We start from the raw sequence: 21,599 nt of genomic DNA, 5'->3' as shown, positions 1-21,599 counted from the left end.
GGGCTAAATATGAAAACATTAAGCGAGTTTGAAAAATATGTGCTTTTAGAGAAAGGCACAGAAGCTCCATTTAGCGGGGAGTATAATGACTTTTTTGAAGATGGAATCTATGTATGCAAAATGTGTGAAATGCCTTTATTTACTTCAGATTCAAAATTTAGCGGACATTGTGGTTGGCCTAGCTTTGATTCTAGTATTGAGAATAATGTAAAAGAAGTGCTAGATAGAGATGGAGTGCGAACAGAGATTATATGCAATCATTGCAACTCACATTTAGGACATGTCTTTAGAGGCGAGGGCTTCACCGCTAAAAACACACGCCATTGTGTTAATTCTGTATCGCTTATATTTATACCAAAAGAGAGTGTTAAATAACAAAAACTAAGATTTTTTAGAATCCGCTCTTTGAATAGGTGGTAAGGCTGGGGCGTAAAAAAAGGGCTTTAGAATCTAGCAAAGCCTTAAAAAACAAAAGAATAACACATTAAATATTTTTATAAATCTTTAGAATCCCACTCAAATGGGTGAGTGCAAGTGATATAGAAGCCGTATTTTAGAATCTTAAACCTTCTAAAATTATGTAAAAATCATAAAACCAGATTCTAAACTTTTGTATAAAACCTTAAGGGAAAAGTATGAAACAAGAGATTTCTTATCAGCAAATGCTGTATATTATGCAGTATTTATCGAATAAAAAACAAATCATGCCAAAGGATATGCTTGGTCGCTCTCTTGCATATACTTGCTTTTTACCGCGTTTATCAGACAAAACTTATCTCTATGAAAAGTTAAAGACAAATACACCCAAAAAAGCCCTATATACCAACACAGAAAAGCTATCAAAACTCATACAAACAAGCAGTTTAGACCATAGCGTAGAGTTTGATAAAGAGATTCTTTGCGTGATATTTAGCGATTTGGATAAACTCACAAATAATGAGAGTGCGGATAGTATGGACTATTTAAGCATGATAAGGCGATTATCCCCTGCTTTTGTTGTCCATGAAAGTGTATTTATTGATGAATATCAGATTCTAGAATCTACTATTAGTGGAGCAGATATGATTATACTCAATATCAAGCATTTACAAATATATTGTGAGATTTTACATGCTTTGGAATCTAATCCTATGCTACTAGATTCTAATATTGATGATATTGCTTCTGAAATAGCCCTAAACGCAGATTCTATAAAAAATCATTCTCTCACACATAGCATACAAACACATATAAATAAACTCATAGCCTTTGCATATAATCTTGGGATTATCCCTATTTTGCGTATTATGGATACAAATGATTTAGAGATATTTCAGCAAATTGAGAATCTTCTTCATTGCTTTTATGCGACAAATGAGACTATAGACGCATTACCCAAAGAGAGTATTACATTTGTAGATAGGAATATCGGAATAGAGAATCTTGTTGATATTCTTATTGCAAGTCAATAATGAAGCATATCTATTTCGCAAGATTCTATAAAAGCAAAAATAGATAGAATCTTTTATGCGATTTAAGAGAGTTTAAGCCTCTGGCATTTCAGCAACTACGCGGATACTCTTAATAATATCTCCTTGTTTTAGAGAATCTAAAACTTCATAGCTTGCCTTTTCATTTACTGGAATACGACCAAAGGCGGTGTGTTCGCCATCTAAATGCGGTTGTGGCGCAAAACAGATAAAAAACTGACTGCCACCTGTATTTCTCCCCGCGTGAGCCATAGATAAAGTGCCACGATTATGCTTTGTTGGGTTATTTTCAAGCTCACACTTTATAGTATAGCCCGGACCACCTGTGCCATCGCCCTTTGGACAGCCACCTTGAGCCATAAAACCAGCTATTACGCGATGAAAATTCAAATCATCATAAAAGCCACTATTAGCAAGTGTAGCAAAGTTGCTTACTGCTTGTGGTGCATGTTCTGGAAAAAGCTTTATATACATAACACCCTTATTTGTTTCAACGATAGCATATTGCAATGTTTGTAACTCGTCTGCCAAAAGTTTATATTCTTTTAATCCCATTGTAAAATCCTTAAATTTCAGTGATTCAAAAGTTGAGATTCTAGCAACTTTGCCGGTAAATTTCAAGATTTAATGTTATAATTTAGGATTAAAAGTAAATTTGGAGTAGATATGTCGCTTCTTTTTTCACATGTTAAGTCTTTTATGTTGTTTTTTGTATTGTCTTGTTGCGTGTTAGTTTCGCCGCTTTATGCTGATGGATTTGGAGATTGCAATGATTTGTATGGCTGCATAGATGGTGGCACGACACAGATTCCACAATCAGGCGGTCAAAATAAAGGTGGGAATAAAAGTAGCAATTCAAATAAAGCCACACAGAACAAGCAAGGCACACAAGGCTATCAAGGCGGCTTCCTTGCAAGTGGGGCTATGCCTACACTTGGGGCTAGAAAAGGGAGCTTTTTATATTCTATTGCTTTACTTACTGCATTATTTGACAATGGCGTGCAAAAGCAGGGGTATGGAATCTTACTAAAAGATGGATATATCCTTGCTGCTGCGGATTTGATGAATGAAGATGGGGCGTATTTACGCAGTGTTATGGCAAAAATGCAAGATGATTCTAGTAAATCGCTTATGTGCTTTGCCATGCTTCGTTTGCGTGCAACAGATTCTAAGCTTTCATTGCTTAGGGCTGAAAACTACACAGATATTTATTGTAACACTCGCGAAGAAAGCTTTTATCATCAAAGAATTAATTTACATCATTTCACTCCAATTTATAAGGGAATGCTAAAAAACACAGTGCTTAGCCGTAAGGATAATGTATTATTTCCATTTGTAACAGAGAATAATGCCCTATTTTACAAATCTGCAAGTATCGCAAATATCCAAAAGCATAGTGCCATACATGGACTACCACTTTTTAATTCAGGTGGGCATTTTGTAGGATTTTTATATAGTATGAATGAGTCTAAAAAAAGGCGAAATGTGGTTGTATCAAGTGATGAAGTAAGAGATTTTGTCTGCGATGTAGCAAAAAGAAGATTGTTGCCTGCTAGCGATCTAACGCGTGCATGTGTGAAAAATAATACTGCGATAAAATAGTATTTCAAGGGGGAGATTGTGCTGTATTTATTGCTTATTGTTGTCATTGCAGTGCTTGTTCTTGTGCTACTTAACATGCAGCAGAACAATAAAAAATCAAGTAAAAATAAAGAAATAAATCTCATGCAATGTGTAAAATGTGGCGTATATATCACACAAGTAGATATGAAAAAAAAGAATGGTAAATGCTATTGCCATGAGTGCCTATCGCAATAAGTTTAAGTATATAAAGGTAGATTCTGTGCTGTATCGGTATTTGGTGGTATTTTTTTGCAATGTATTTGTTGCATTTGCAAACCCGTATATGCCACATAAAGCTAATAATATACAAAGGGTGCAACAAGATATTATGCCTTTATTGCAGCAATGCTCTAATGGGATAAAAGATTCATGTTCGCTATTGCTTAAGCAAGGTGTGCCAAGCGTGAATGAATGTGAAATACATGTATGTCATATCATAGGTGCTACGCTAAGTGCAAATGGAAGTGATAGGGAAGCAATACCCTATCTACAAAAGTCTTGTCAATCGAGTGAAAAGCTGGGTTGTTCTCTACTTGGATTACTTTATCAAATGAGTGGCAATATAGATGAAGCAGAAATTGCATATAATGCTGCTTGTAATAATGCTGATGTGATAGGTTGCTATAATATGGGCGTATTGCAGTCTATGCGATCATCATCTAATGTGGGCGGACATGCGGCTTTGCAATCTTTTACTAGGGCGTGTTCTATGCAGTATCCACAAGCTTGTTTTAATCTTGCCGTAGTCTATGCTAACTATAAAAAAGATTTTGCAAATGCACTATATTTTTTTCATATCGCATGTGATTATGGCATGATGGAATCTTGTAAAAATGTGAAATTATTAAAAGATTCTGGCATTACATTACCACCATTGCAAAAAAAACGCGGTTTGTATGTTAGGCTAGATTCTAAACAAAAGCAATAAAACTATTCATAATGCAAGCAGATTGATACACACAGAACACAACCTTTCAAAGTTTTAGTTACATTCAGTTACATAAATGTATTGATTTTAGAATAAATACGCACATAATCTAAGAAAATATGTATTTTATTGTAAAATAACGACACTATAACTCCCAAAACTTTTCATTAAGGATACAATGATGAGCAAACATGAAACTACGCAGGGAATGTTGCATACTGATACTATGCTCTCAGATTCCATGCCACACGACACCGCAAATATCGCATTAGATTATAGTCAAAACCCAAAAGGTGATAATCTCACATTCCATACAAAACAATCGCTTTTTAAAAAGGTTAAAAAACGACTAGATAAGTTGGCGAAACTCCCTTCATTAAGAGAAGAAAAAAGCGGTAAAGATTTAAACGAAGTCCTACAAGAAAAAGGTATTCAAAGAAGGGATTTTATGAAATGGGCAGCAGTTGTTACTGCATCAATTGGGCTGCCTGCTACTTTTGCACCTCTTACGGCTCGTGCCGCAGAGCTTGCTGATAGAGTGCCTATTATATGGTTACACATGGCAGAATGCACAGGTTGCAGTGAAAGTTTATTAAGAAGTGAAGATCCGTGTATTGATTCTATCATTTTTGATTATGTAAGCATGGAATACCATGAGACTATCATGGCGGCATCTGGGTATCAAGCGGAAAAAAGCTTAGAAGATGCAGTAAAAAAATATGATGGTCGCTATGTTATGATGGTAGAAGGTGGGATTCCAAAAGATACTGAATATTTCCTTACCATTGGTGCATCTGGCAGGACTGGTGCTGAAGAATGCAGACATGTAGCAAAACATGCAGCAGCAATTTTTGCCATTGGAACATGCTCTAGCTTTGGTGGAGTGCAAGCGGCTGCACCAAATCCTACAAACGCACATCCTTTGAGTGATATTATTGACAAAAAAGTTATTAATGTTCCGGGTTGTCCGCCGAATGAAAAAAATATTGTAGGCACACTTATGCAGCATATTCTCTTTGGTGATATGGCGCTCGATGCATTCCATAGACCGAAATGGGCGTATGGACATAGAATCCATGATTTATGTGAGAGAAGAGGTCGCTTTGATGCAGGTGAGTTTGTGCAGCATTTTGGCGATGAAAATGCAAAGAATGGTTACTGCTTGTATAAGGTTGGCTGTAAAGGTCCTTATACTTTCAATAACTGCTCAAAATTACGATTTAACTCACATACAAATTGGCCTATTGGTGCGGGACATGGTTGCATAGGCTGTAGTGAGCCACATTTTTGGGATACGATGTCGCCATTTGAAGTGCCGCTTGGGAATCGCTATCAAACAGCCTTTAGAGGTGCTGGTGCTGATCACACAGCAGATAGGGTTGGTATGGTAATTTTGGGTGCAACAGCTATTGGTATTGCCGCACATGCAATGCTATCTGGTGCTATCAAGCCAAAGTAAGTTGTTTTGTAATCATAGAATCTTATAAATATCACCGAAAGGAAAGAATATGTCAAAAAGAATTGTTGTTGATCCTATCACTAGAATTGAAGGGCATTTGCGGATTGAAGTTATTGTTGATGATAATAATGTGATTACAGACGCATTTTCTAGCTCTACGCTATGGCGTGGTTTAGAGACTATTATTAAAGGTAGAGATCCGCGAGATGCGGGTTTTATTGCAGGAAGAATCTGTGGTGTTTGCACCTATTCTCACTATAAGGCAGGTATTACTGCGGTTGAGAATGCTTTAGGCATTGAGATTCCATATAATGCAAAGCTTGTTCGCACACTTATGAATCTAGCCTTATTTTTCCACGATCATATCGTGCATTTTTATACATTGCATGGGCTTGATTGGTGCGATATTATCAGTGCTTTAAGTGCCGATCCTGCTAAGGCTGCGAAACTTGCATTTGAATATACAGATTCTCCAATTTCAGCAGGTGAAGATGAGCTAAGAATGGTGCAAAAAAGGGTAAAAGATTTTGCAGCTAAAGGCTCCCTTGGACCTTTTGCAAATGGATATTGGGGACATAAAACCTATCATCTAAGTCCAGAACAAAACCTTATTGTATTATCACATTATCTAAAACTGCTTGAAATTCAAAGAGAAGCGGCAAAAATGATGGCTATCTTTGGTGCAAAACAACCGCACCCACAAAGCTTAACCGTTGGTGGTGTTACTTCCATTATGGATATTTTAGATCCATCAAGACTTGCTGAATATAAAGCGAAGTATGAAATGGTAGCAGACTTTATCAATCGTGCTTATTATCCAGATTTAATTATGGCGGGAATGGCGTATTCAACTGAGGCAAGTGTTTTAGCAGGTTGTAATCTAAAGAATTTCTTAAGTTTCCAAGAAATGCAGGTGGGACATAATGAATACCTGCTTGATAGTGGTTATGTGCTTGATGGTGATTTAAGCAAAGTGTATGATGTGAATCTTGACTTAATCGCAGAGGAAGTAACAAACTCTTGGTATAAATATGAAGGCAAGCATAGCAATGGAGAGCCAATCAAGCCAACAGATGCACTCCACCCTTATGATGGACAAACAACACCGGATTACACCGGCTTTAAAGATGGTGAAAGTATAGGTTTAAGTGGTAAGAATGAACGCACAAAACTTTTACAAACAGATTCTAAATATTCATGGATTAAATCGCCAAGATATGATGGTAAGCCTATGGAAGTTGGACCATTAGCGGCGGTTATTGTAGGCTATGCAAAAGGTAAAAATGAAGCCTTGCATAACGCGGTAGATGCGTTTTTAAAACGCACTGGCTTAAGCACAAGTCATTTATTCAGCACGCTAGGTCGCACAGCAGCTAGAGGACTAGAAGCAAAAGTATTAGCAGATGAGGGACTAAAAGCATTTGATGAATTAGTAAGGAATCTTAAAGTAGATACTACGACTTGTGCGCCTTATATTATTGATAATAGCAAGTCTTATAAGGGTTGCTATATCGGTAATGTGCCAAGAGGAATGTTGAGCCATTGGGTGCGTATTGAAGAGGGCAAAGTAGCAAATTATCAAGCAGTTGTGCCTTCGACATGGAATGCAGGACCAAGAGATTCTAAAGGACAAAAAGGACCTTATGAGATGAGTCTTATTGGGACAAAGATTGCAGACTTAACACAGCCTTTAGAGATTATACGACATATCCACTCATTTGACCCATGTATTGCTTGTGCTGTGCATGTAATGGATACAAAAGGTAATGATCTTGGGGAATATAAAGTAGAACCAGCATTTGCAAGATTCTAAAAAGCATGGTTGGATTAAGGAGCTTTTATGGTAACACGAACAGAGATTGACACGGGTATTGCAAAAGAAATCCAACAGCATTTAGAATTTGGTGCAATGACTAGATTCTTACATTGGGTGCGTGCATTTATGATTGTTTTTTTGGTAGCAAGTGGATTTTATATTGCATATCCTTTCTTACAGCCTGATGCAAGTGGTGAGCCAGTTATTTTCTTACAAGCATACAACAGAGCTTTTCATTGTATAGCTGGATTTGTATTGATTGCGGCTTCTATTTTTCGAGTGTATCTATTCTTTTTTGCACCATCAAGTAAGCCAGAACGTACATCGTTTTGGCAATTACTAAATCCACTTGTTTGGGCGAAGACTATTGGGGCATATCTTTTTATTGCAAAGCATCCGCACATTAAAGGTGCATACAATCCTTTGCAATTTACTACATACTTTGTATTAGGATTGGTAACCTTGATTATTTGTTTGACAGGTGTGAATCTTTATGCAAATGTCTATCATGATGGTTTGGGTGGCATTATGGGTGCATGTTTTAGCTGGATAGATTCTGTATGTGGTGGATTAGCAAATGTTAGAGCGATACACCATATTGCTACATGGGTATTTATTGTATTTGTGCCAGTGCATATTTATCTTGTAATTTGGAATTCTGTGCGTTATCCAAATGGTGGGGCTGATGCGATGGTGAGCGGTATTCGCTATTCAGAAGAACAAAGAGTATAAAGAGAGAGATTTTTGTTTTGAATGTTTTAGTGCTTGGCATTGGCAATATTCTCTTTGGAGATGAGGGTATTGGTGTTCATTTATGTAACTATTTAAAAGTAAATTATACTTTTGATAGCAAAGAGCATACTATCACATTTGTTGATGGTGGCACATTGGCAAATATGCTGATTCCACTCATTGTGGAATACGATCATGTATTATTACTTGATTGTGTGAGCGTTGAAAACGCACAAATTGGTGATGTATATAGCTTTAGTTTTGACAAGATTCCATCATGTATTACTTGGGCTGGAAGTGCCCACGAAGTTGAGATGCTGCAAACACTTCATTTAACAAAAATGATGGGTGATTTACCGCAAGTGCATGTCATTGGTATTGTTCCTGAAGTAATTGGTGAAGACACTGCCTTTAGTCTTAGTGAATCTCTTTTAAGGGGTGCATTAACTATGGAGCAAAACGCTATTTCATACTTGGAAAATTTAGGCTTTCATATTAGCAAAACTAAGAATATACCATTGCAAGAGATAGCTAATAATTCATATAAAGGTTTTTAAAAAAATAAATCCCATTGTATGCTAGTTTGAGAAATTGTTGGTGATTTTAATTTTATAACTCGCAATTGTGTCTCAATATTTTTATATCCCACTTTATATTTTTACACTATGCTTGAATTTTTATATGCTTTGATAGCAATATTTAAAGTAACTTGTTAAAAAATATCCCTATTTTCTTACTTTAAATTCTCCTAATACTTCATGTAAGGTTTCATAATAGTGTTGAAAGTGAAATTTTTGTATTTAATTAAAAATATAGATACCATATTAATTCTAGACCATTTGTGAGAAGACAACTTCATCTAAATCTCACCCACAACAAGCATAACTTCTACCAATAAAACAGAAATAAGCATACAATACATTTCGTAATTACAAGCATATATTGCGAAATACTCAAAATAGAATACAATCTAGGTTGTGCAAATCACGCTAAGAACAAATATAAAAATGTATCAAGAGAGAGATAAGAAAATAGTATGTATTGAGAAATACGGCATAATATCCTATGCCGTTTTATATCATGTTGCAAAAAAAATGGGAAAGATTACTTAGAAGCTTTATCCTGTGCTTCTGTCGCATTGTCAGTAGCAGCTGGTGCTTCCGCTGGTTTTGCTTCTTCTGTGTTAGTAGCTTCTACAGCTTCTTTAGACTCGCCCTGTGCTTCTGTTGCATTATCAGTAGTAGCTGGTGCTTCCGCCGGTTTTGCTTCTTCTTGTGCTGCTGGTGCTTGTGCAGGTGCTTTTTCTTCCTTTTTGTCATCGCATGCAACAAATAATGTTGCTAAACCTGTGATAACTGCCATTGCTAAAAACTTTTTCATAATGAAACTCCTAGAATAAAAATGTGAGACACATTATAGCATAGATTCTAAGAAATTTTAAAATATTTTTTATTTTATGGTTTTATCAAAATGAGAATTTAAACATGCTTGGAAAATAGGCAATCCAAGAAATATTTTATACTTAGACTATCATCATTTAGACAATTTTACTACAATAGCACAAATTTAATTTGGAGATTCTCATATGAAACGAAAAACAATTCCACAAAGGATAAAACGCGAGATATTACGACCCTTCCGCAGAATGATTGACAAAGAATGGGGGGGGGGGGTAACCACCCCTTTATGAGCGATGAGGAAATCACTCAAGACAAACAGCTATACACCCAACTAAATAAAGATTCTCGCTTTATACTCGATCCGAAACATGATTATATTTGCCGACATGACAAGTATGCTAAAAATGGTGATATAGGGGACTCATCATATTTTATCCAAGATATTTGGGGAGCACGAAAAGTGTTAGAAAATAAGCCGAGTATGCACTATGATGTTGGCTCGTCTGTGGTTGGTTTTATCGCGCATTTGCTTGCACAAGGACAGAAAATCACTCTCATTGACATTAGACCGATGGACAATAACTTTGACACAAACTTTTTGAATCAAAAAGGTGGCATTTCATATATTCAAGCCAACGCTACACTCTTAGAAAATATTGCTGATAACTCTTTGGAATCCATTTCTGCATTGTGTAGTGTGGAGCATTTTGGATTAGGGCGATATGGTGATCCTATCGAACCAGATGCTTGGGAAAAGGCTTTGAGGGCTTTTCAAAGGGTATTAAAACCCGGTGGCAAGCTATATTTTAGTGTGCCTGTGGGGCAGATTGATAAAGTGTGTTTTAACGCACACAGAGTGTATCGACCACAAACCATTATTGATGTATTAGATGAAATGCAGATACTTGAAATGGGTTATATTAACACACTCGATGTTGTAGAATGTATGAAATGGCAAAACGATCGTCTAGAGATTTATCAAAGTGGTCTTGATTCTATACCAGAATATCAAAATAATGGGAATACAGGATTGTTTGAATTTATTAAAAAATAATTCAGCTAAAAATATAGCAAATATTCTTAATGATACACCGCGGATCCTAAAAGCATCCTACTGAATGGAATGTTAATGCTTAATACCCGCTTGTATTTACTTACGATTTTCATTTAAAGGAAAAATGCTGTATCATAGATTTGTAGAATCTAAATACAGCATTGATAGATACATTTCTATAGAACCAAACTTTAGTTTTTTATCTCTTTTGGACTTTGCAAGGTGCTTGCATCTTTCATTATCGCATTCATAGCGGAGATGGGTCTTCAGTGGAGTTAAAAAAAAGTCTGTCCGCAATGTCGGCGGTTAAAGCTTTTTTAATCTACCTTTGTGCCTTTGACTTCTATCATCACGGCGATTTTCGCAATATATTTACGGTAAGAACAAACTTAATATCTGGGTAATTTTTCCCACTACCGCCACTTTTGCTAAGGTATTTAGCAAGAATAGAATCTATATAAAAGGCTTAAATCTATTGGTTTTCTATCACCTTTTTGTAAGATTCTCTTTCTCTCTCTTGCCATAAAACCACGCTTTTTATACATTCTTTTTGGATAGCTTTGATGAAAGATTCTATAAAGTTAAATCAATTTTTAGAATCTAAAATGCGTTTATTATAATCTAGCATAAGTTCTTGCTTTTTTGTGTCGTATTTAATGTTTGTGTTGTTTTCACAATGCACAATACAATCATTAAAATCACTAAAATTTGCATTATCATTTTCAAAGCTTAGTTGCATATTTGCATTATTATTTTGCGTGATTTTTGCGTGTGAAAAAGCATCTATATAAACCATATTTTCCCATTTGTCTATAACTTGAAATTCCGCCCTACTTGCAGCCAAACACAAAGGCACAATATGGTGTAATTCAAAGCCCTTTTCCTTTGTGATATTGTGCTTTTTGAAATACAAATATTTTTCTTTAATGGAGCGTTTAAGCTTGGTATTGTCCTCATAGATTCCATAAGTTCCTGTGCGGATATATAGCTTTACATCGTGTTCATTGTATTCAAAATATGCCATTTGTGTTAAGAGACTTAGAATCTGTTGTGTTTCATTTATCCAATTATGGAAGTCTCTCTTTTGTGTTTTATCACCACTAAAATTTTTAGGCTCACAATAGGATTTTATTTTTTCATTCAAAGCTTGTTTTTGAAATTTACTTAAAGTTCTATAATCTCTAATGAGCGAGATAATATCACTACGATTATAAGTTTTAGAATCTAGTTTTTGATATAGAAAAGTTGCAAAAAATAATACTTCATCTCTTGTCAAATAATGCTTATCTAGCTCTAAAATAATACTCAATATCTCTTCGCCAAAACCTTGCATAAGATTCTCCAAAGCCCTTGTAAAAAATAAATTCTGCGTGAAAATATCTGTGCTTTGTAAAAACTCTATGCCAAAATCTGTAAGAGCAATGTATTTTTTCGTGCCATTATCAAATGGATTTAATTGTTTCTTTTTAGCGTTAAATCTATCAATAAGCCCCATTCTATGCAAATCTACAAAGATATTTTTACGCAAAGAATCTTGCGTGCAACGCCCAAGCTTTGAAGCGATTTTTGTCGTAAGTTCTGCATACTTTTCTTCACCTTCAATATTATATGGTCGCTTGCTTAAATCGCTTGTGCGGATTTGTAATAATCTATCCCCACAAAGCCCATAAATCTCTTGTAAAATCACTAGGATTTCTTTTTGCGTGTAGCGATTGTGCTGTGAGATTTGCAACCCTCTATAATTATCACTTTGCACTCGTTTTACTAGAAAATTTATACACTCCCTGCTAGAATCTATTTGTAAAATCTCTTGTAAAATTTTATCCATTAACACCCCTTTATATCTAAGCTAGAATCCACATATTCAATACTCGCTTCGCAGCCGATGAAATTCCGCTCTAGTTCCCTTGCTACTAGGCTTGTTGTCCCACTTCCGCTAAATAAATCTAGCACTAAATCCCCCTTTTTAGAGCTTGCTTTTATCATTCGCTCGATCATCTCTTTAGGCTTTATGGTTGGGTGGTGGAGCTTTTGCGTTTTGCCATTTATTTTTTGCTTATGTCTTTGGCTAGTGATTTCCCATACATCAGGGCAGAGTTTGCCATTTTCGTTTGGATACCACCTTTTGCCATTTTTTAGGATTCCATTTTTTTTAGCGTGTTCTATGCGGCTTGTTGATTCATAAGGCACACGGATAGATTCTGGGTCAAAATAATAGCTTTTAGAATCCATTGTGTAAAATAAAATAGATTCTTGATTATTTACAAAGCGTTTTTTGTCGTGCTTAAGCCATCTTTTTTATACCAAGTGATGAAGTTTTGAAACACGGCTTTTCCTTGTAAATAGTGCAAAAATAACGCACAATGATAAGGGGTATTAAAGATATAAAAACTCCCGCTTTTTTTCATTTTTGGCAGTAATAAATCTATCCATTTATAGCTAAATGTTAAAAACTCTTTTTCACTTTTAAAGCTATCCCAATTTGCTACTTTTAGATTATAAGGCGGATCAATTATGGCTAAATCAATGCTAGAATCTGCCAAAGATTCTAAAAAGCTAAAGCAATCTTGTATATAAATTTTATTTAGCATTTTCCTGCCCTTGTGTTGCAAATAATCCACACTGCCTAAGCTTTTCTTCAATCACACTTTTATAATGCGGATAAATCTCATAGCCTATGAAATTCCGCTCTAGCTCCTTTGCCACCTTTAGCGTTGTCCCACTGCCAGCAAATGGATCTAGCACAATGTCCCCTATAAAAGAGTAGAGCTTGATAAGTCGATAAGGAATGGCTTCGGGCATAATGGCAGCGTGTTTGCCAAAGGCTACATCACTTTTATTTGGTATAGGTATATCCCAGATTTACTTGGTGTATTCTACCCATTCTTTTTGGCTAAGTTTGCTTTGCTCTTTTAGCTCTTGTGGTGTGTTTTGCGGCTTGCCATCTTTGACATAAATGGTGATAAATTCGCTTGTATTTTGCGCGTAAAAATTGCGTGGATAAGGATAGCTGCCAAACATCAATTTTTTAGTGGTATTGGTGCGATTCCAAATATATAAATCGAGTAAAAAAAGAGAAGTAGATTCTAAAATACTATGCTGTATATCGCTTTGTAAGTCAAAAATATGGCGATTATAATGCGTTCTCAAATCCTTTTTAAACATCGGCATTAAAGGCACATTGATACACAGTTTGCCATTTGGCTTTAGCACCCGCTCACATTCACGCCATACTTTTAAAAGCTCTTGTATATAGATTTTATATTCACTTATAGCACCTAAATCGCCCTTTTTAGAATGAGAATGTATCAAATCTTGGTAGCCATTTTTCGCATAATCTTTGATATTAAAATACGGCGGTGAAGTAATAATCAAATCCACACTGCAATCACTCACTTTGCTCATATTTTGACTAGATTTATAAAAGATTGTATTCATTTAGTTGAATCTTTCCTTATTGACTTTATTTAGTTTTGTGTGTTTTGCAGCCTTATTTTACCACCTTTTTGTAAGCTTCTCTCTCCCTTTCTTGCCACAGCACCACGCTTTTTATGCACTCTTTTTGGAGGGCTTTGATAAAAGATTCTATAAAGTTAAAATGATATTTCCTAAGCCTTATAAATCAAATCAAGACTAATCATTCCTTGAAGTTTATTTTCAGCATTTAAAAGTGGTTTAAAAAGATGTATTAAATCAAGATTGATGATAGCTACATTCCATAGTATATTTGTGTATTTATCGCAAGAGTAAATCTCAAAAGCAAAGATATAATCAACACTAAAAAATGGTGATATAGAATCTAACTTAAATTTTGAGCCAAGCCCTAAATATAAAGAATCTTTTTCTATGTAAGAAGTATGGATTTTATGAAACAATTCCTGCAATGAATCAAAATGATTGTCCTTAATAGCTAAAAGTTTTTTCTCATCTTGTCTTAAATCGTTTTTCTTTTCTTTATTTTCTTGCAATAAAACAAAACATTTTTTAGAATCTTTATGAGCGATAATATCAACATAAATTCTCTTTGTCTGCCTACCATTGCCTATAAGTATAGCCTTATCACCCTGTGCTCCCGGATAACTCACGCTAAGAATTTTAGCTCCAATTTTCTGCAATAGAACTACACTGGCAAAAGTTATAATATCTTCTTTTGCATTTTGCATTGTGAGTGGATATAAAGTTGTTGCATTGTTTATACCACCTTTTAGACTCAATAAATATTCTTTTGCAACATTTGCATTCCAAGATAATTCACATATTATATTGCTATAAGTGTCGCATAACCTTAAGCAACTAGAGTTTATAAAAATAGATTTATAAGTAATGCTGTTGTAATTTTCTAAAAAATCTTTAAAGTCGTTATCCTCTATTTCAAAGTGATTTGAATTTTTCTTTTTGCATAAAACATTAATGTTTGTAGCTGTTTTAAAAACTTCTAACGCAATGTCTGCATTAAAATCCTGTTTGATTAATTTTTGAAGTTTATCTTGTATAGGGGTAGATAAACCATCAAAAAGAGAGTCGTAGCTTTCCTTGCCACTTTGCCTTTCTCTTTTTATAATAATTTTAGTAATGATATTTTCACCTTCAAAAAGAGCATTAACAAAAAATAAAATTCCCCTATCAGGATCCATTGCGTGTCCAAAACGATTAATTTTTACAATAAGTTTTTCGTTTTCTTTTTGAAATCTTGTAGAATTTGAAAAAGAGGCTTTTAGCTCCGCCAAATGCTTTTCATCAAAATACTGCATATTTTCACTAAGCAACTCATCGTAAAAATTTAAAGCAGTGGAATTTAAATGTTTTGATAAGATATTTTTAAGTATATTTTCTATTTTAGTATTGTAGGGAATGCAAGAGTTGCGTTTAGGGTTGGTAAGCAACAAATCATTTTCACTTTCCCACTCTATAAAATACACAAGAGCGTTGATTTTTAGCGTGAGATTTTGTTCTCTTATAAGTGTGATTTTATCTCCACCACCGTGATTATTGGACAAACCTTTTGAATGTGGGCTAATCTTTAAAACAGGTATTTTAAAAAGGCTGGAATAAAAATATACATCACTTCTTTGCATTTTGTGATCATCTGTTGGCACAGCAGTTGAGTATTCTACTAATAAAATAGGGGTTTCTTGATTGTGTGAAACAATAGTAATGATTACATCAAAATCTTTAAGCTTAGTAATTTTTTGTAAAATAGAATCTTTTGTTGTAATATTGCCCCTAGCTTTTGTTGGATAAATGTTTTTAATATTAAAACTAGAATTTATGTTGTGTAAATATTCCTTAAAATCCAATCCTTGCTCCAAACATTCTGCATAGACGCGTATTTCCATAATTAAGCCTTTTGAAAAATTAAAATATGCTCTTTTTTATTTTTAGTGCGAAAAGCACTTGAAAAAGAGCGACTTGTTTTATCTAGCTCACTATAAGAATGCTTAATAAGTTTCCATTGAAAAACTTCACACAATGATACCAATTCATCTTTTGCGTGATAGATTTTCCCAGCAATTTTTCCATCACCCATAATTATTACAACAAAGCCGTGTCGTTTTAAAATCTTATTGCATTCAAAAAAAATTTCAAATAAATCCTTATTAAATTTCTCTTTTGGTAATTTTAGGCTTGAATATTCCCTTCTTGAACCTATTTCATTATCCATAGAAAACTTCACATTAAAATCAAGCCACAACATTCTGTGTTTATGATAAAGATAGTAATCATAGGTGTTTGGATAAGGTGGGGAAGTAAGAATGAGTGATACTTCACTATTAAATTTCTTAGTAAGTGTTTTGGAATTATGTAAAAACATAGCACAATGATTATCATTTAAATTTAAATTTTCATAAAGTGCGATAGATTGATGTAGTTTTTCATTAAATTTATCAAAAATAAAAGATTTATTTATGTGTGGCTTTTTAATCGCTGCATATCTCGTATCAGAATCTTGATTTGAAGCAATATTGATAATTGATGAAAAAACCATATATAAGAATATTTTATAGCTATGATTGTTTTCCACAAAATTATTTATTTGTTCTTTTATACTTGATAAAGATTCTATACTTTGTCGTTCAAACCAATGCGAAATATTGTCGTAATTATGTAGTATATTAGCAATATATGAAGAGTCTGGCTGAAATTCCTTAAGGTATTTTAAATCATTAACATTGAAATACAAAATCTTAGATTGAGATAAAATATAGGCGATATAGTTTATATCAAACCCTATCGCATTTCTTTTTAAAATTCTTGAAGCCAGAAGAGTTGTGCCACTTCCACAAAATGGATCAAGCACAATATCGCCTTGTTTTGAATAATTTGAAATATAATGCAGTGCCATATCAATAATAAACTTTGCTGGATAAGGGTGGATTCTATCAAGTTTTCTCAAAAGATTTATATCATATTTACACATTAAGGCTTCCTAAGCACAACGATAAAGGAATGATTTTGATTGACATAAAATACGCTAGGATAGCCAAGTAATACTAGCCTACGCCTTTCATTTTGATCCCAAATAATCAAATCGTGATACTTAAACCCAGCCTTTACTCCAGCATTAGCAATGTTGGAATGCAAATCAACATAAGGAATTTTATTTCTTGTATCTCTATAATCCTTAACCACCCATACATTATAACCATTGCTTTTAGTTTTTGTATAAAGCTTTTGCATAAACTGCAAAACCGCATTCATATAGCTATCAAAATCCATATTGCCAAAGTCCCGTGTATCTCTTGAATATATTTTTGTAGTTGCGTTATTGTCTATTACAAATGCTGATTTTTTGTGCCTTTTTGTTCTATCATCTACTACCTTATGAATTAAATCCGCATAGGGAGGTGAAGTTATTGTAAGTTGCAACGAATTGTTTTCCAACTCCTCTACAAGCTCTAAACAATCCCCTTGTTTTATGTTATATTTATTTTTATCAAAAAGACTAGAATCTTGTCTAAGAGATGTTAAGGCAACTTCATAAAATTCCATATTAAGCTCAAAACCTATAAAATCTCGCTCTAGACTTAAAGCACTTCTTGCACTCGTGCCTGTGCCTAAAAATGGATCAAGCACAATATCGCCTTTTGTTGAGTATAGAGATATTACTCTATCGCTTAGTTTTTGTGGAAAGGTTGCTCCGTGCTTTAAAGCATTTTTGGATCTTGGCGATGAAAGATCATTCCACACGCTACGAGAATTTTTAGCCCACTCTTGTGTGCTTAAACCATTGAACGCATCTTTACTCTTTTTATCCATTTAATTTCTCTCTTGCAATGCTTTTTGCTAGATCTAGGGCTTCTTGGACTTTGCTAGATTCTGTAACCTTGCCTCCAGCGGTGGCAAAGTCATCTCTGCCCCCACCATTGCCCCCTAAGATTTGTGCGACTTGCTTTACCCACGCTCCAGCTTTGAGACTAGATACGCCCTTTACTCCAGCGGTTAGAGAGACTTTGCCGCCAGATTCTGTTACAAGCAAAATCGCTACCTTTTCATTCTCATTTTTCGCCCTATCTATAATGTCTTTTGCCTCTTTTGCCTCCACTAAATCTAGTTTCAACACGATGAGTTTCACGCCATTGACTTCTTCATAATCTAGGCTTTTGACACTCTGCTTTGCCTTGTTCGCACTCTCTCTTGCCTCTTTTAAAGCGTTTTGCAGCTTTGCCACACCTTGCAGGACATCTTGGGCTTTTAGCTGCTCTTTTAGGCTTTTTATAGATTCTAATGCTGCCTTGCCATAATTATAAGCCGCTTTGCCACACACCGCTTCAATACGCCTAACCCCGCTACTCACGCTACTTTCACGCACGATATAAAAGCTCCCAATCTCTGCGGTATTGTGGATATGAATCCCCCCACACAGCTCAACAGAATCGCCAAGGGTTATCACACGCACGCTCTCCCCATACTTCTCGCCAAAGAGTGCCATAGCCCCCTTTGCTTTTGCCTGTTCTATCCCCATAGTCTCACAAATCTGCGGGGAAGATTCTGCGATTTCTTCATTGACTAGGGATTCTATTTGCTCTAGCTCATCGACGCTTAACGCCTTTGGGTGAGAGAAGTCAAAACGCAGGCGATTTGCTTCTACAAGGCTTCCAGCTTGAGCAATATGAGATCCTAGAATCTGCCTTAGGGCGTAATGCAGTAAATGCGTGGCAGAGTGGTGCTTAATGATTTCAAAGCGACTAGAATCTACTTGTGCTTTTACCAAATCCCCCACTTTTAGCATACTTGTGGCAACGACTTTAGAGAGATTTAGCCCAAAATATTTTTGGGTGTCAAGGACTTGTGTAACAATATGAGAATCATTTTTTAATATTCCTTTATCCCCCACCGGTCCGCCTGACTCTGGGTAGAACGGCGTAGATTCCAACATCACCCAGCCCTCTTGCCCTGCCTGTAAAGATTCCACTCTTTTAAAGTTAGAATCCAAAAGGGCTAGAATCTTAGATTCCACACTCATACGCTCATAGCCTACAAACTCATTCTTTCCATACTCACTTAAAAGTGCATTAAAATCGCCATCTTTTACACTATCGCCGCTTCCTTTCCAGTGTGCTTTGCTTCTATCTTTTTGCTCCTGCATACATTTTTCAAAGCCCTGCATATCCACGCCCAAGCCAAGCTCACGCAACATATCTTGTGTTAAATCAAGCGGAAAGCCGTAAGTGTCGTAGAGTTTAAAGGCTATTTCACCATTAAAACTTTTTTCATTCTTTTGCCGCATAGAATCTAGCTCGGTTTGAAACAACGCCATTCCCGATTCTATCGTCTCAAAAAACCGCTCTTCTTCTGCCCTGCATTGCTCTTGCAGGGCGTTTTTACGCTCTATCAAATAGCTATAATGTCCGCCCATAGAATCACACACTACCCCTACGACTTCATATAAAAACGCTTTTCTTAAGCCCAGCAAATAGCCGTGCCTAACTGCTCTGCGTAAGATTCTACGCAAAACATAGCCCCTGCCCTCTTTGTCAAAATTCACCCCTTGTGCGAGTAGAAAAGCGACAGCACGCGCGTGATCAGCGATGACGCGGAAGCTTGCAATGTCTTTCTTACAAGAATCTATTATATCTTTTGCAAAGCCCATCGTGTTTTTAAGCAACACACTATCGCGGTAATAGCTCTTACCTGTAAGCTCCTTAATACACTGCATTATGGGTGCAAAAAGACTAGAATCAAAATTATTTATCTCACCCTCTTTCAACGCTATCACTCGCTCTAGCCCCATACCTGTATCAATGCTAGGCTTAGGCAATGGTGTCAAAGTCCCATCAGCACTTCTTTCATACTGCATAAACACAAGATTCCATATCTCTAAAAACCTATCCCCCTCACCGCCAAAATAATCTTCTTCACTATGAAAAAACTCTGCTCCTTGATCCACATATATCTCACTGCAAGGTCCGCAAGGTCCTGTATCGCCCATTTGCCAGAAGTTATCCTTATCGCCCATTCTCTTAATGCGACTAGATTCTATATGCTCGCACCATAGCTCAAAAGCTTCATCATCGCTTTCGTGAATCGTTACGTATAAAAGGCTTTTATCAAAGCCTAAAATCTCTGTTACAAACTCCCACGCATACGCAATCGCCTCTTTTTTAAAATACGCCCCAAAGCTAAAGTTGCCAAGCATTTCAAAAAGTGTGTGATGGCGCGCTGTGTAGCCGACATTTTCTAAATCATTATGCTTCCCACCCGCACGGATACAAAGCTGTGAGCTTGTAGCGATATTGGGACTTGGGATTGGAATCTTGCCTGTGAAAATATCCTTAAACTGCACCATTCCCGCATTGGTAAAAAGCAAACTTGCATCATCTGGCACTAAAGGCATAGAATCATAAACCTTATGCCCTTTGCTTTTAAAAAACTCTATATATTTTGCTCGTATATCCATATATGTATTCCTTGATTTTTGGGTATTTTGCTTTGCATTATACATTATTTTTATGTGTGCTTTATTTACAAAAAATACGCTTAATGTAAAATGTTATTGGCTATGGTATTGCTTTTGCTTTGAGTGTGTTTATTGTGGATAGGTTTGTGCTACAATGACAAAAGGATTTTTTACATTAAAAGGATTTATATGATTAGAAGTCTTATCTTAGCATTATGTTTTGTTGCGGCGCTGCAGGCTGAAAAGATTGGCGATCTCACAAATATCGCTGGTGTGAGGGATAACCAGCTTATGGGCTATGGTATTGTTATCGGGCTAAATGGCACAGGCGATAAGGGCGGGTCAAAATTTACCGCACAATCTATGGCAAACATGCTAGAGACTATGAATGTAAAGGTTACTGCCGATGATATTAAGTCTAAAAATGTCGCGGCAGTCATGGTAACCGCTTCCCTACCGCCATTTGCAAGACAGGGCGATAGAATCGATATAAAGATTTCTAGCATTGGGGATGCAAAGTCCTTGCAAGGTGGCACACTTGTGATGACACCGCTAAATGCGGTTGATGGGCAGATTTATGCGGTAGCCCAAGGTGCTATTAGTGTAGGTAAGGGCGATAGCCTTGTGAGCGGGACTATTAATGGTGGGGCAACGATTGAAAAGGAAGTTATCTATAATCTTGCAAATCAGTCAAGCACGACTCTAAGCCTTAAGAAATCAGACTTTCAAAACGCTATAAAAGTGCAAAATAAGATCAATGAAGTCTTTGGGGATAACTCCGCTACTGCTCTAGATTCTAGAACGATTAAGATTAATAAGCCAAATAATTTAAGCATGATTGAGTTTCTAGCCTTAGTCCAAGAAGTAGATATCCCCTACTCTGCTAGAGAGAAAATAGTAATAGATGAAAAGTCTGGCACAATCGTATCTGGCTTAAGTATCAGCGTGCAGCCCATCGTGCTTACTCATGGGGATTTAACACTAAAGATTACTAATGAATTTGATACAAATGATAAAAGCACAAAAGTAGATTCTATGACACTTGACCCACAGACAAACACACTAAGTAGCAATGGGCAAACACCAACTGTTGCAAGTGTAGTAAGGGCATTGCAGCGACTTGGGGCAAGCCCACAAAGCATTGTGTCTATCTTAGAAACTATGAAACGAAGCGGGGCTATCGCTGCGGATATTGAGGTGTTGTAAAAAAGTTTTAGGTT

18 protein-coding genes and 2 pseudogenes are annotated in these 21,599 nt (G+C 35.8%); 11 read left to right on the top strand and 9 right to left on the bottom strand.

Translation table 11 applies throughout. The features are described 5' to 3' along the window. Positions 1 to 9: 9 nt before the first annotated feature. Positions 10 to 375, top strand: a complete 366-nt coding sequence (locus C6H17_RS08370) for a methionine-R-sulfoxide reductase (protein WP_005218567.1) — start codon at positions 10 to 12, stop codon at positions 373 to 375. A 260-nt stretch (positions 376 to 635) separates the two neighbouring features. Then, positions 636 to 1,451 (top strand): hypothetical protein, encoded by an 816-nt coding sequence (locus tag C6H17_RS08365; protein ID WP_005218570.1) that lies wholly within the window; start codon positions 636 to 638, stop codon positions 1,449 to 1,451. 72 nt (positions 1,452 to 1,523) lie between these two features. Here C6H17_RS08365 and C6H17_RS08360 read toward each other — a convergent pair whose 3' ends face one another. Next, positions 1,524 to 2,024 carry a peptidylprolyl isomerase gene (locus C6H17_RS08360; protein WP_005218572.1) on the bottom strand — a complete coding sequence of 167 codons (501 nt, stop codon included), beginning with the start codon at positions 2,022 to 2,024 and terminating at the stop codon, positions 1,524 to 1,526. Positions 2,025 to 2,135: 111 nt separating this feature from the next. Here C6H17_RS08360 and C6H17_RS08355 point away from each other — a divergent pair, with 111 nt between their 5' ends. The 7 genes from C6H17_RS08355 to C6H17_RS08325 all read left to right on the top strand — a co-directional run bounded on the left by C6H17_RS08355 (position 2,136) and on the right by C6H17_RS08325 (position 8,584). Beyond that, positions 2,136 to 3,071 carry a hypothetical protein gene (locus C6H17_RS08355; RefSeq protein ID WP_020995700.1) on the top strand — a complete coding sequence of 312 codons (936 nt, stop codon included), beginning with the start codon at positions 2,136 to 2,138 and terminating at the stop codon, positions 3,069 to 3,071. Positions 3,072 to 3,089: 18 nt separating this feature from the next. After that, on the top strand, positions 3,090 to 3,287 hold the full coding sequence (locus C6H17_RS08350) for a hypothetical protein (protein ID WP_004087134.1): 198 nt from the start codon (positions 3,090 to 3,092) through the stop codon (positions 3,285 to 3,287). Then, on the top strand, positions 3,250 to 4,020 hold the full coding sequence (locus C6H17_RS08345; RefSeq protein ID WP_005218576.1) for a tetratricopeptide repeat protein: 771 nt from the start codon (positions 3,250 to 3,252) through the stop codon (positions 4,018 to 4,020). Before C6H17_RS08350 ends, C6H17_RS08345 begins: the two co-directional genes overlap by 38 nt. A 181-nt stretch (positions 4,021 to 4,201) precedes the next feature. After that, entirely contained in the window at positions 4,202 to 5,479 is a 1,278-nt protein-coding gene (locus tag C6H17_RS08340) for a hydrogenase small subunit (protein ID WP_005218577.1), read from the top strand. Positions 5,480 to 5,528: 49 nt separating this feature from the next. Next, complete coding sequence (locus tag C6H17_RS08335; RefSeq protein WP_005218579.1) at positions 5,529 to 7,292, top strand: nickel-dependent hydrogenase large subunit; 1,764 nt, start codon at positions 5,529 to 5,531, stop codon at positions 7,290 to 7,292. A gap of 27 nt (positions 7,293 to 7,319) precedes the next feature. Further along, positions 7,320 to 8,027, top strand: a complete 708-nt coding sequence (gene cybH / locus C6H17_RS08330; RefSeq protein WP_005218584.1) for a Ni/Fe-hydrogenase, b-type cytochrome subunit — start codon at positions 7,320 to 7,322, stop codon at positions 8,025 to 8,027. 17 nt (positions 8,028 to 8,044) lie between these two features. After that, positions 8,045 to 8,584 carry a HyaD/HybD family hydrogenase maturation endopeptidase gene (locus C6H17_RS08325; RefSeq protein WP_005218586.1) on the top strand — a complete coding sequence of 180 codons (540 nt, stop codon included), beginning with the start codon at positions 8,045 to 8,047 and terminating at the stop codon, positions 8,582 to 8,584. Positions 8,585 to 9,131: 547 nt separating this feature from the next. Here the strand turns inward: C6H17_RS08325 and C6H17_RS08320 are convergent. Further along, entirely contained in the window at positions 9,132 to 9,407 is a 276-nt protein-coding gene (locus C6H17_RS08320; protein ID WP_005218587.1) for a hypothetical protein, read from the bottom strand. A gap of 306 nt (positions 9,408 to 9,713) precedes the next feature. Between C6H17_RS08320 and C6H17_RS08315 the strand changes: the two genes are divergently transcribed. Further along, positions 9,714 to 10,481, top strand: coding sequence for a DUF268 domain-containing protein (locus C6H17_RS08315; RefSeq protein WP_005218588.1), 768 nt, complete (start codon positions 9,714 to 9,716; stop codon positions 10,479 to 10,481). A 586-nt stretch (positions 10,482 to 11,067) separates the two neighbouring features. Here the strand turns inward: C6H17_RS08315 and C6H17_RS08310 are convergent. The 7 genes and pseudogenes from C6H17_RS08310 to alaS form a co-directional block, all read right to left on the bottom strand. After that, positions 11,068 to 12,309 carry a hypothetical protein gene (locus tag C6H17_RS08310; protein ID WP_020995702.1) on the bottom strand — a complete coding sequence of 414 codons (1,242 nt, stop codon included), beginning with the start codon at positions 12,307 to 12,309 and terminating at the stop codon, positions 11,068 to 11,070. Continuing rightward, positions 12,309 to 13,072, bottom strand: a pseudogene (locus C6H17_RS08305) (DNA-methyltransferase). The gene C6H17_RS08310 and the pseudogene C6H17_RS08305 overlap by 1 nt, the downstream one beginning before the upstream one ends. Next, positions 13,062 to 13,886, bottom strand: a pseudogene (locus C6H17_RS08300) (DNA-methyltransferase). The pseudogenes C6H17_RS08305 and C6H17_RS08300 overlap by 11 nt, the downstream one beginning before the upstream one ends. 203 nt (positions 13,887 to 14,089) lie before the next feature. After that, the gene (locus C6H17_RS08295; protein ID WP_005218594.1) at positions 14,090 to 15,817 is read right to left on the bottom strand and encodes a hypothetical protein; all 1,728 of its coding nucleotides are present in this window, start codon (positions 15,815 to 15,817) and stop codon (positions 14,090 to 14,092) included. 2 nt (positions 15,818 to 15,819) lie between these two features. Beyond that, on the bottom strand, positions 15,820 to 16,899 hold the full coding sequence (locus tag C6H17_RS08290; RefSeq protein WP_005218596.1) for a DNA methyltransferase: 1,080 nt from the start codon (positions 16,897 to 16,899) through the stop codon (positions 15,820 to 15,822). After that, entirely contained in the window at positions 16,899 to 17,738 is an 840-nt protein-coding gene (locus C6H17_RS08285; protein ID WP_005218601.1) for a DNA methyltransferase, read from the bottom strand. Before C6H17_RS08285 ends, C6H17_RS08290 begins: the two co-directional genes overlap by 1 nt. Next, positions 17,731 to 20,379 (bottom strand): alanine--tRNA ligase, encoded by a 2,649-nt coding sequence (gene alaS / locus C6H17_RS08280; RefSeq protein WP_020995703.1) that lies wholly within the window; start codon positions 20,377 to 20,379, stop codon positions 17,731 to 17,733. The genes C6H17_RS08285 and alaS overlap by 8 nt, the downstream gene beginning before the upstream one ends. A gap of 192 nt (positions 20,380 to 20,571) precedes the next feature. Between alaS and C6H17_RS08275 the strand changes: the two genes are divergently transcribed. After that, positions 20,572 to 21,585: a flagellar basal body P-ring protein FlgI gene (locus tag C6H17_RS08275; protein WP_396279280.1), complete on the top strand. Its 1,014-nt coding sequence runs from the start codon at positions 20,572 to 20,574 to the stop codon at positions 21,583 to 21,585. The last annotated feature ends 14 nt before the right edge of the window (positions 21,586 to 21,599 follow it).

It is taken from the genome of Helicobacter rappini, assembly GCF_900198625.1.
GTDB lineage: Bacteria > Campylobacterota > Campylobacteria > Campylobacterales > Helicobacteraceae > Helicobacter_A > Helicobacter_A rappini.
The sequence above is the reverse complement of the archived record's forward strand: the minus strand, read 5'-3'. Positions and strand labels throughout refer to the sequence as shown.

Excerpts from the sequence above, each read along its gene's own strand:
- C6H17_RS08285 (WP_005218601.1), bottom strand. The coding sequence starts at position 17,738 with ATGGATAAAAAGAGTAAAGATGCGTTCAATGGTTTAAGCACACAAGAG.
- C6H17_RS08360 (WP_005218572.1), bottom strand. The coding sequence starts at position 2,024 with ATGGGATTAAAAGAATATAAACTTTTGGCAGACGAGTTACAAACATTG.
- C6H17_RS08365 (WP_005218570.1), top strand. The coding sequence starts at position 636 with ATGAAACAAGAGATTTCTTATCAGCAAATGCTGTATATTATGCAGTAT.
- C6H17_RS08290 (WP_005218596.1), bottom strand. The coding sequence starts at position 16,899 with ATGTGTAAATATGATATAAATCTTTTGAGAAAACTTGATAGAATCCAC.
- C6H17_RS08320 (WP_005218587.1), bottom strand. The coding sequence starts at position 9,407 with ATGAAAAAGTTTTTAGCAATGGCAGTTATCACAGGTTTAGCAACATTA.
- cybH (WP_005218584.1), top strand. The coding sequence starts at position 7,320 with ATGGTAACACGAACAGAGATTGACACGGGTATTGCAAAAGAAATCCAA.
- C6H17_RS08295 (WP_005218594.1), bottom strand. The coding sequence starts at position 15,817 with ATGGAAATACGCGTCTATGCAGAATGTTTGGAGCAAGGATTGGATTTT.
- C6H17_RS08310 (WP_020995702.1), bottom strand. The coding sequence starts at position 12,309 with ATGGATAAAATTTTACAAGAGATTTTACAAATAGATTCTAGCAGGGAG.
- C6H17_RS08355 (WP_020995700.1), top strand. The coding sequence starts at position 2,136 with ATGTCGCTTCTTTTTTCACATGTTAAGTCTTTTATGTTGTTTTTTGTA.
- C6H17_RS08335 (WP_005218579.1), top strand. The coding sequence starts at position 5,529 with ATGTCAAAAAGAATTGTTGTTGATCCTATCACTAGAATTGAAGGGCAT.
- C6H17_RS08345 (WP_005218576.1), top strand. The coding sequence starts at position 3,250 with ATGGTAAATGCTATTGCCATGAGTGCCTATCGCAATAAGTTTAAGTAT.
- C6H17_RS08340 (WP_005218577.1), top strand. The coding sequence starts at position 4,202 with ATGAGCAAACATGAAACTACGCAGGGAATGTTGCATACTGATACTATG.
- alaS (WP_020995703.1), bottom strand. The coding sequence starts at position 20,379 with ATGGATATACGAGCAAAATATATAGAGTTTTTTAAAAGCAAAGGGCAT.
- C6H17_RS08370 (WP_005218567.1), top strand. The coding sequence starts at position 10 with ATGAAAACATTAAGCGAGTTTGAAAAATATGTGCTTTTAGAGAAAGGC.
- C6H17_RS08315 (WP_005218588.1), top strand. The coding sequence starts at position 9,714 with ATGAGCGATGAGGAAATCACTCAAGACAAACAGCTATACACCCAACTA.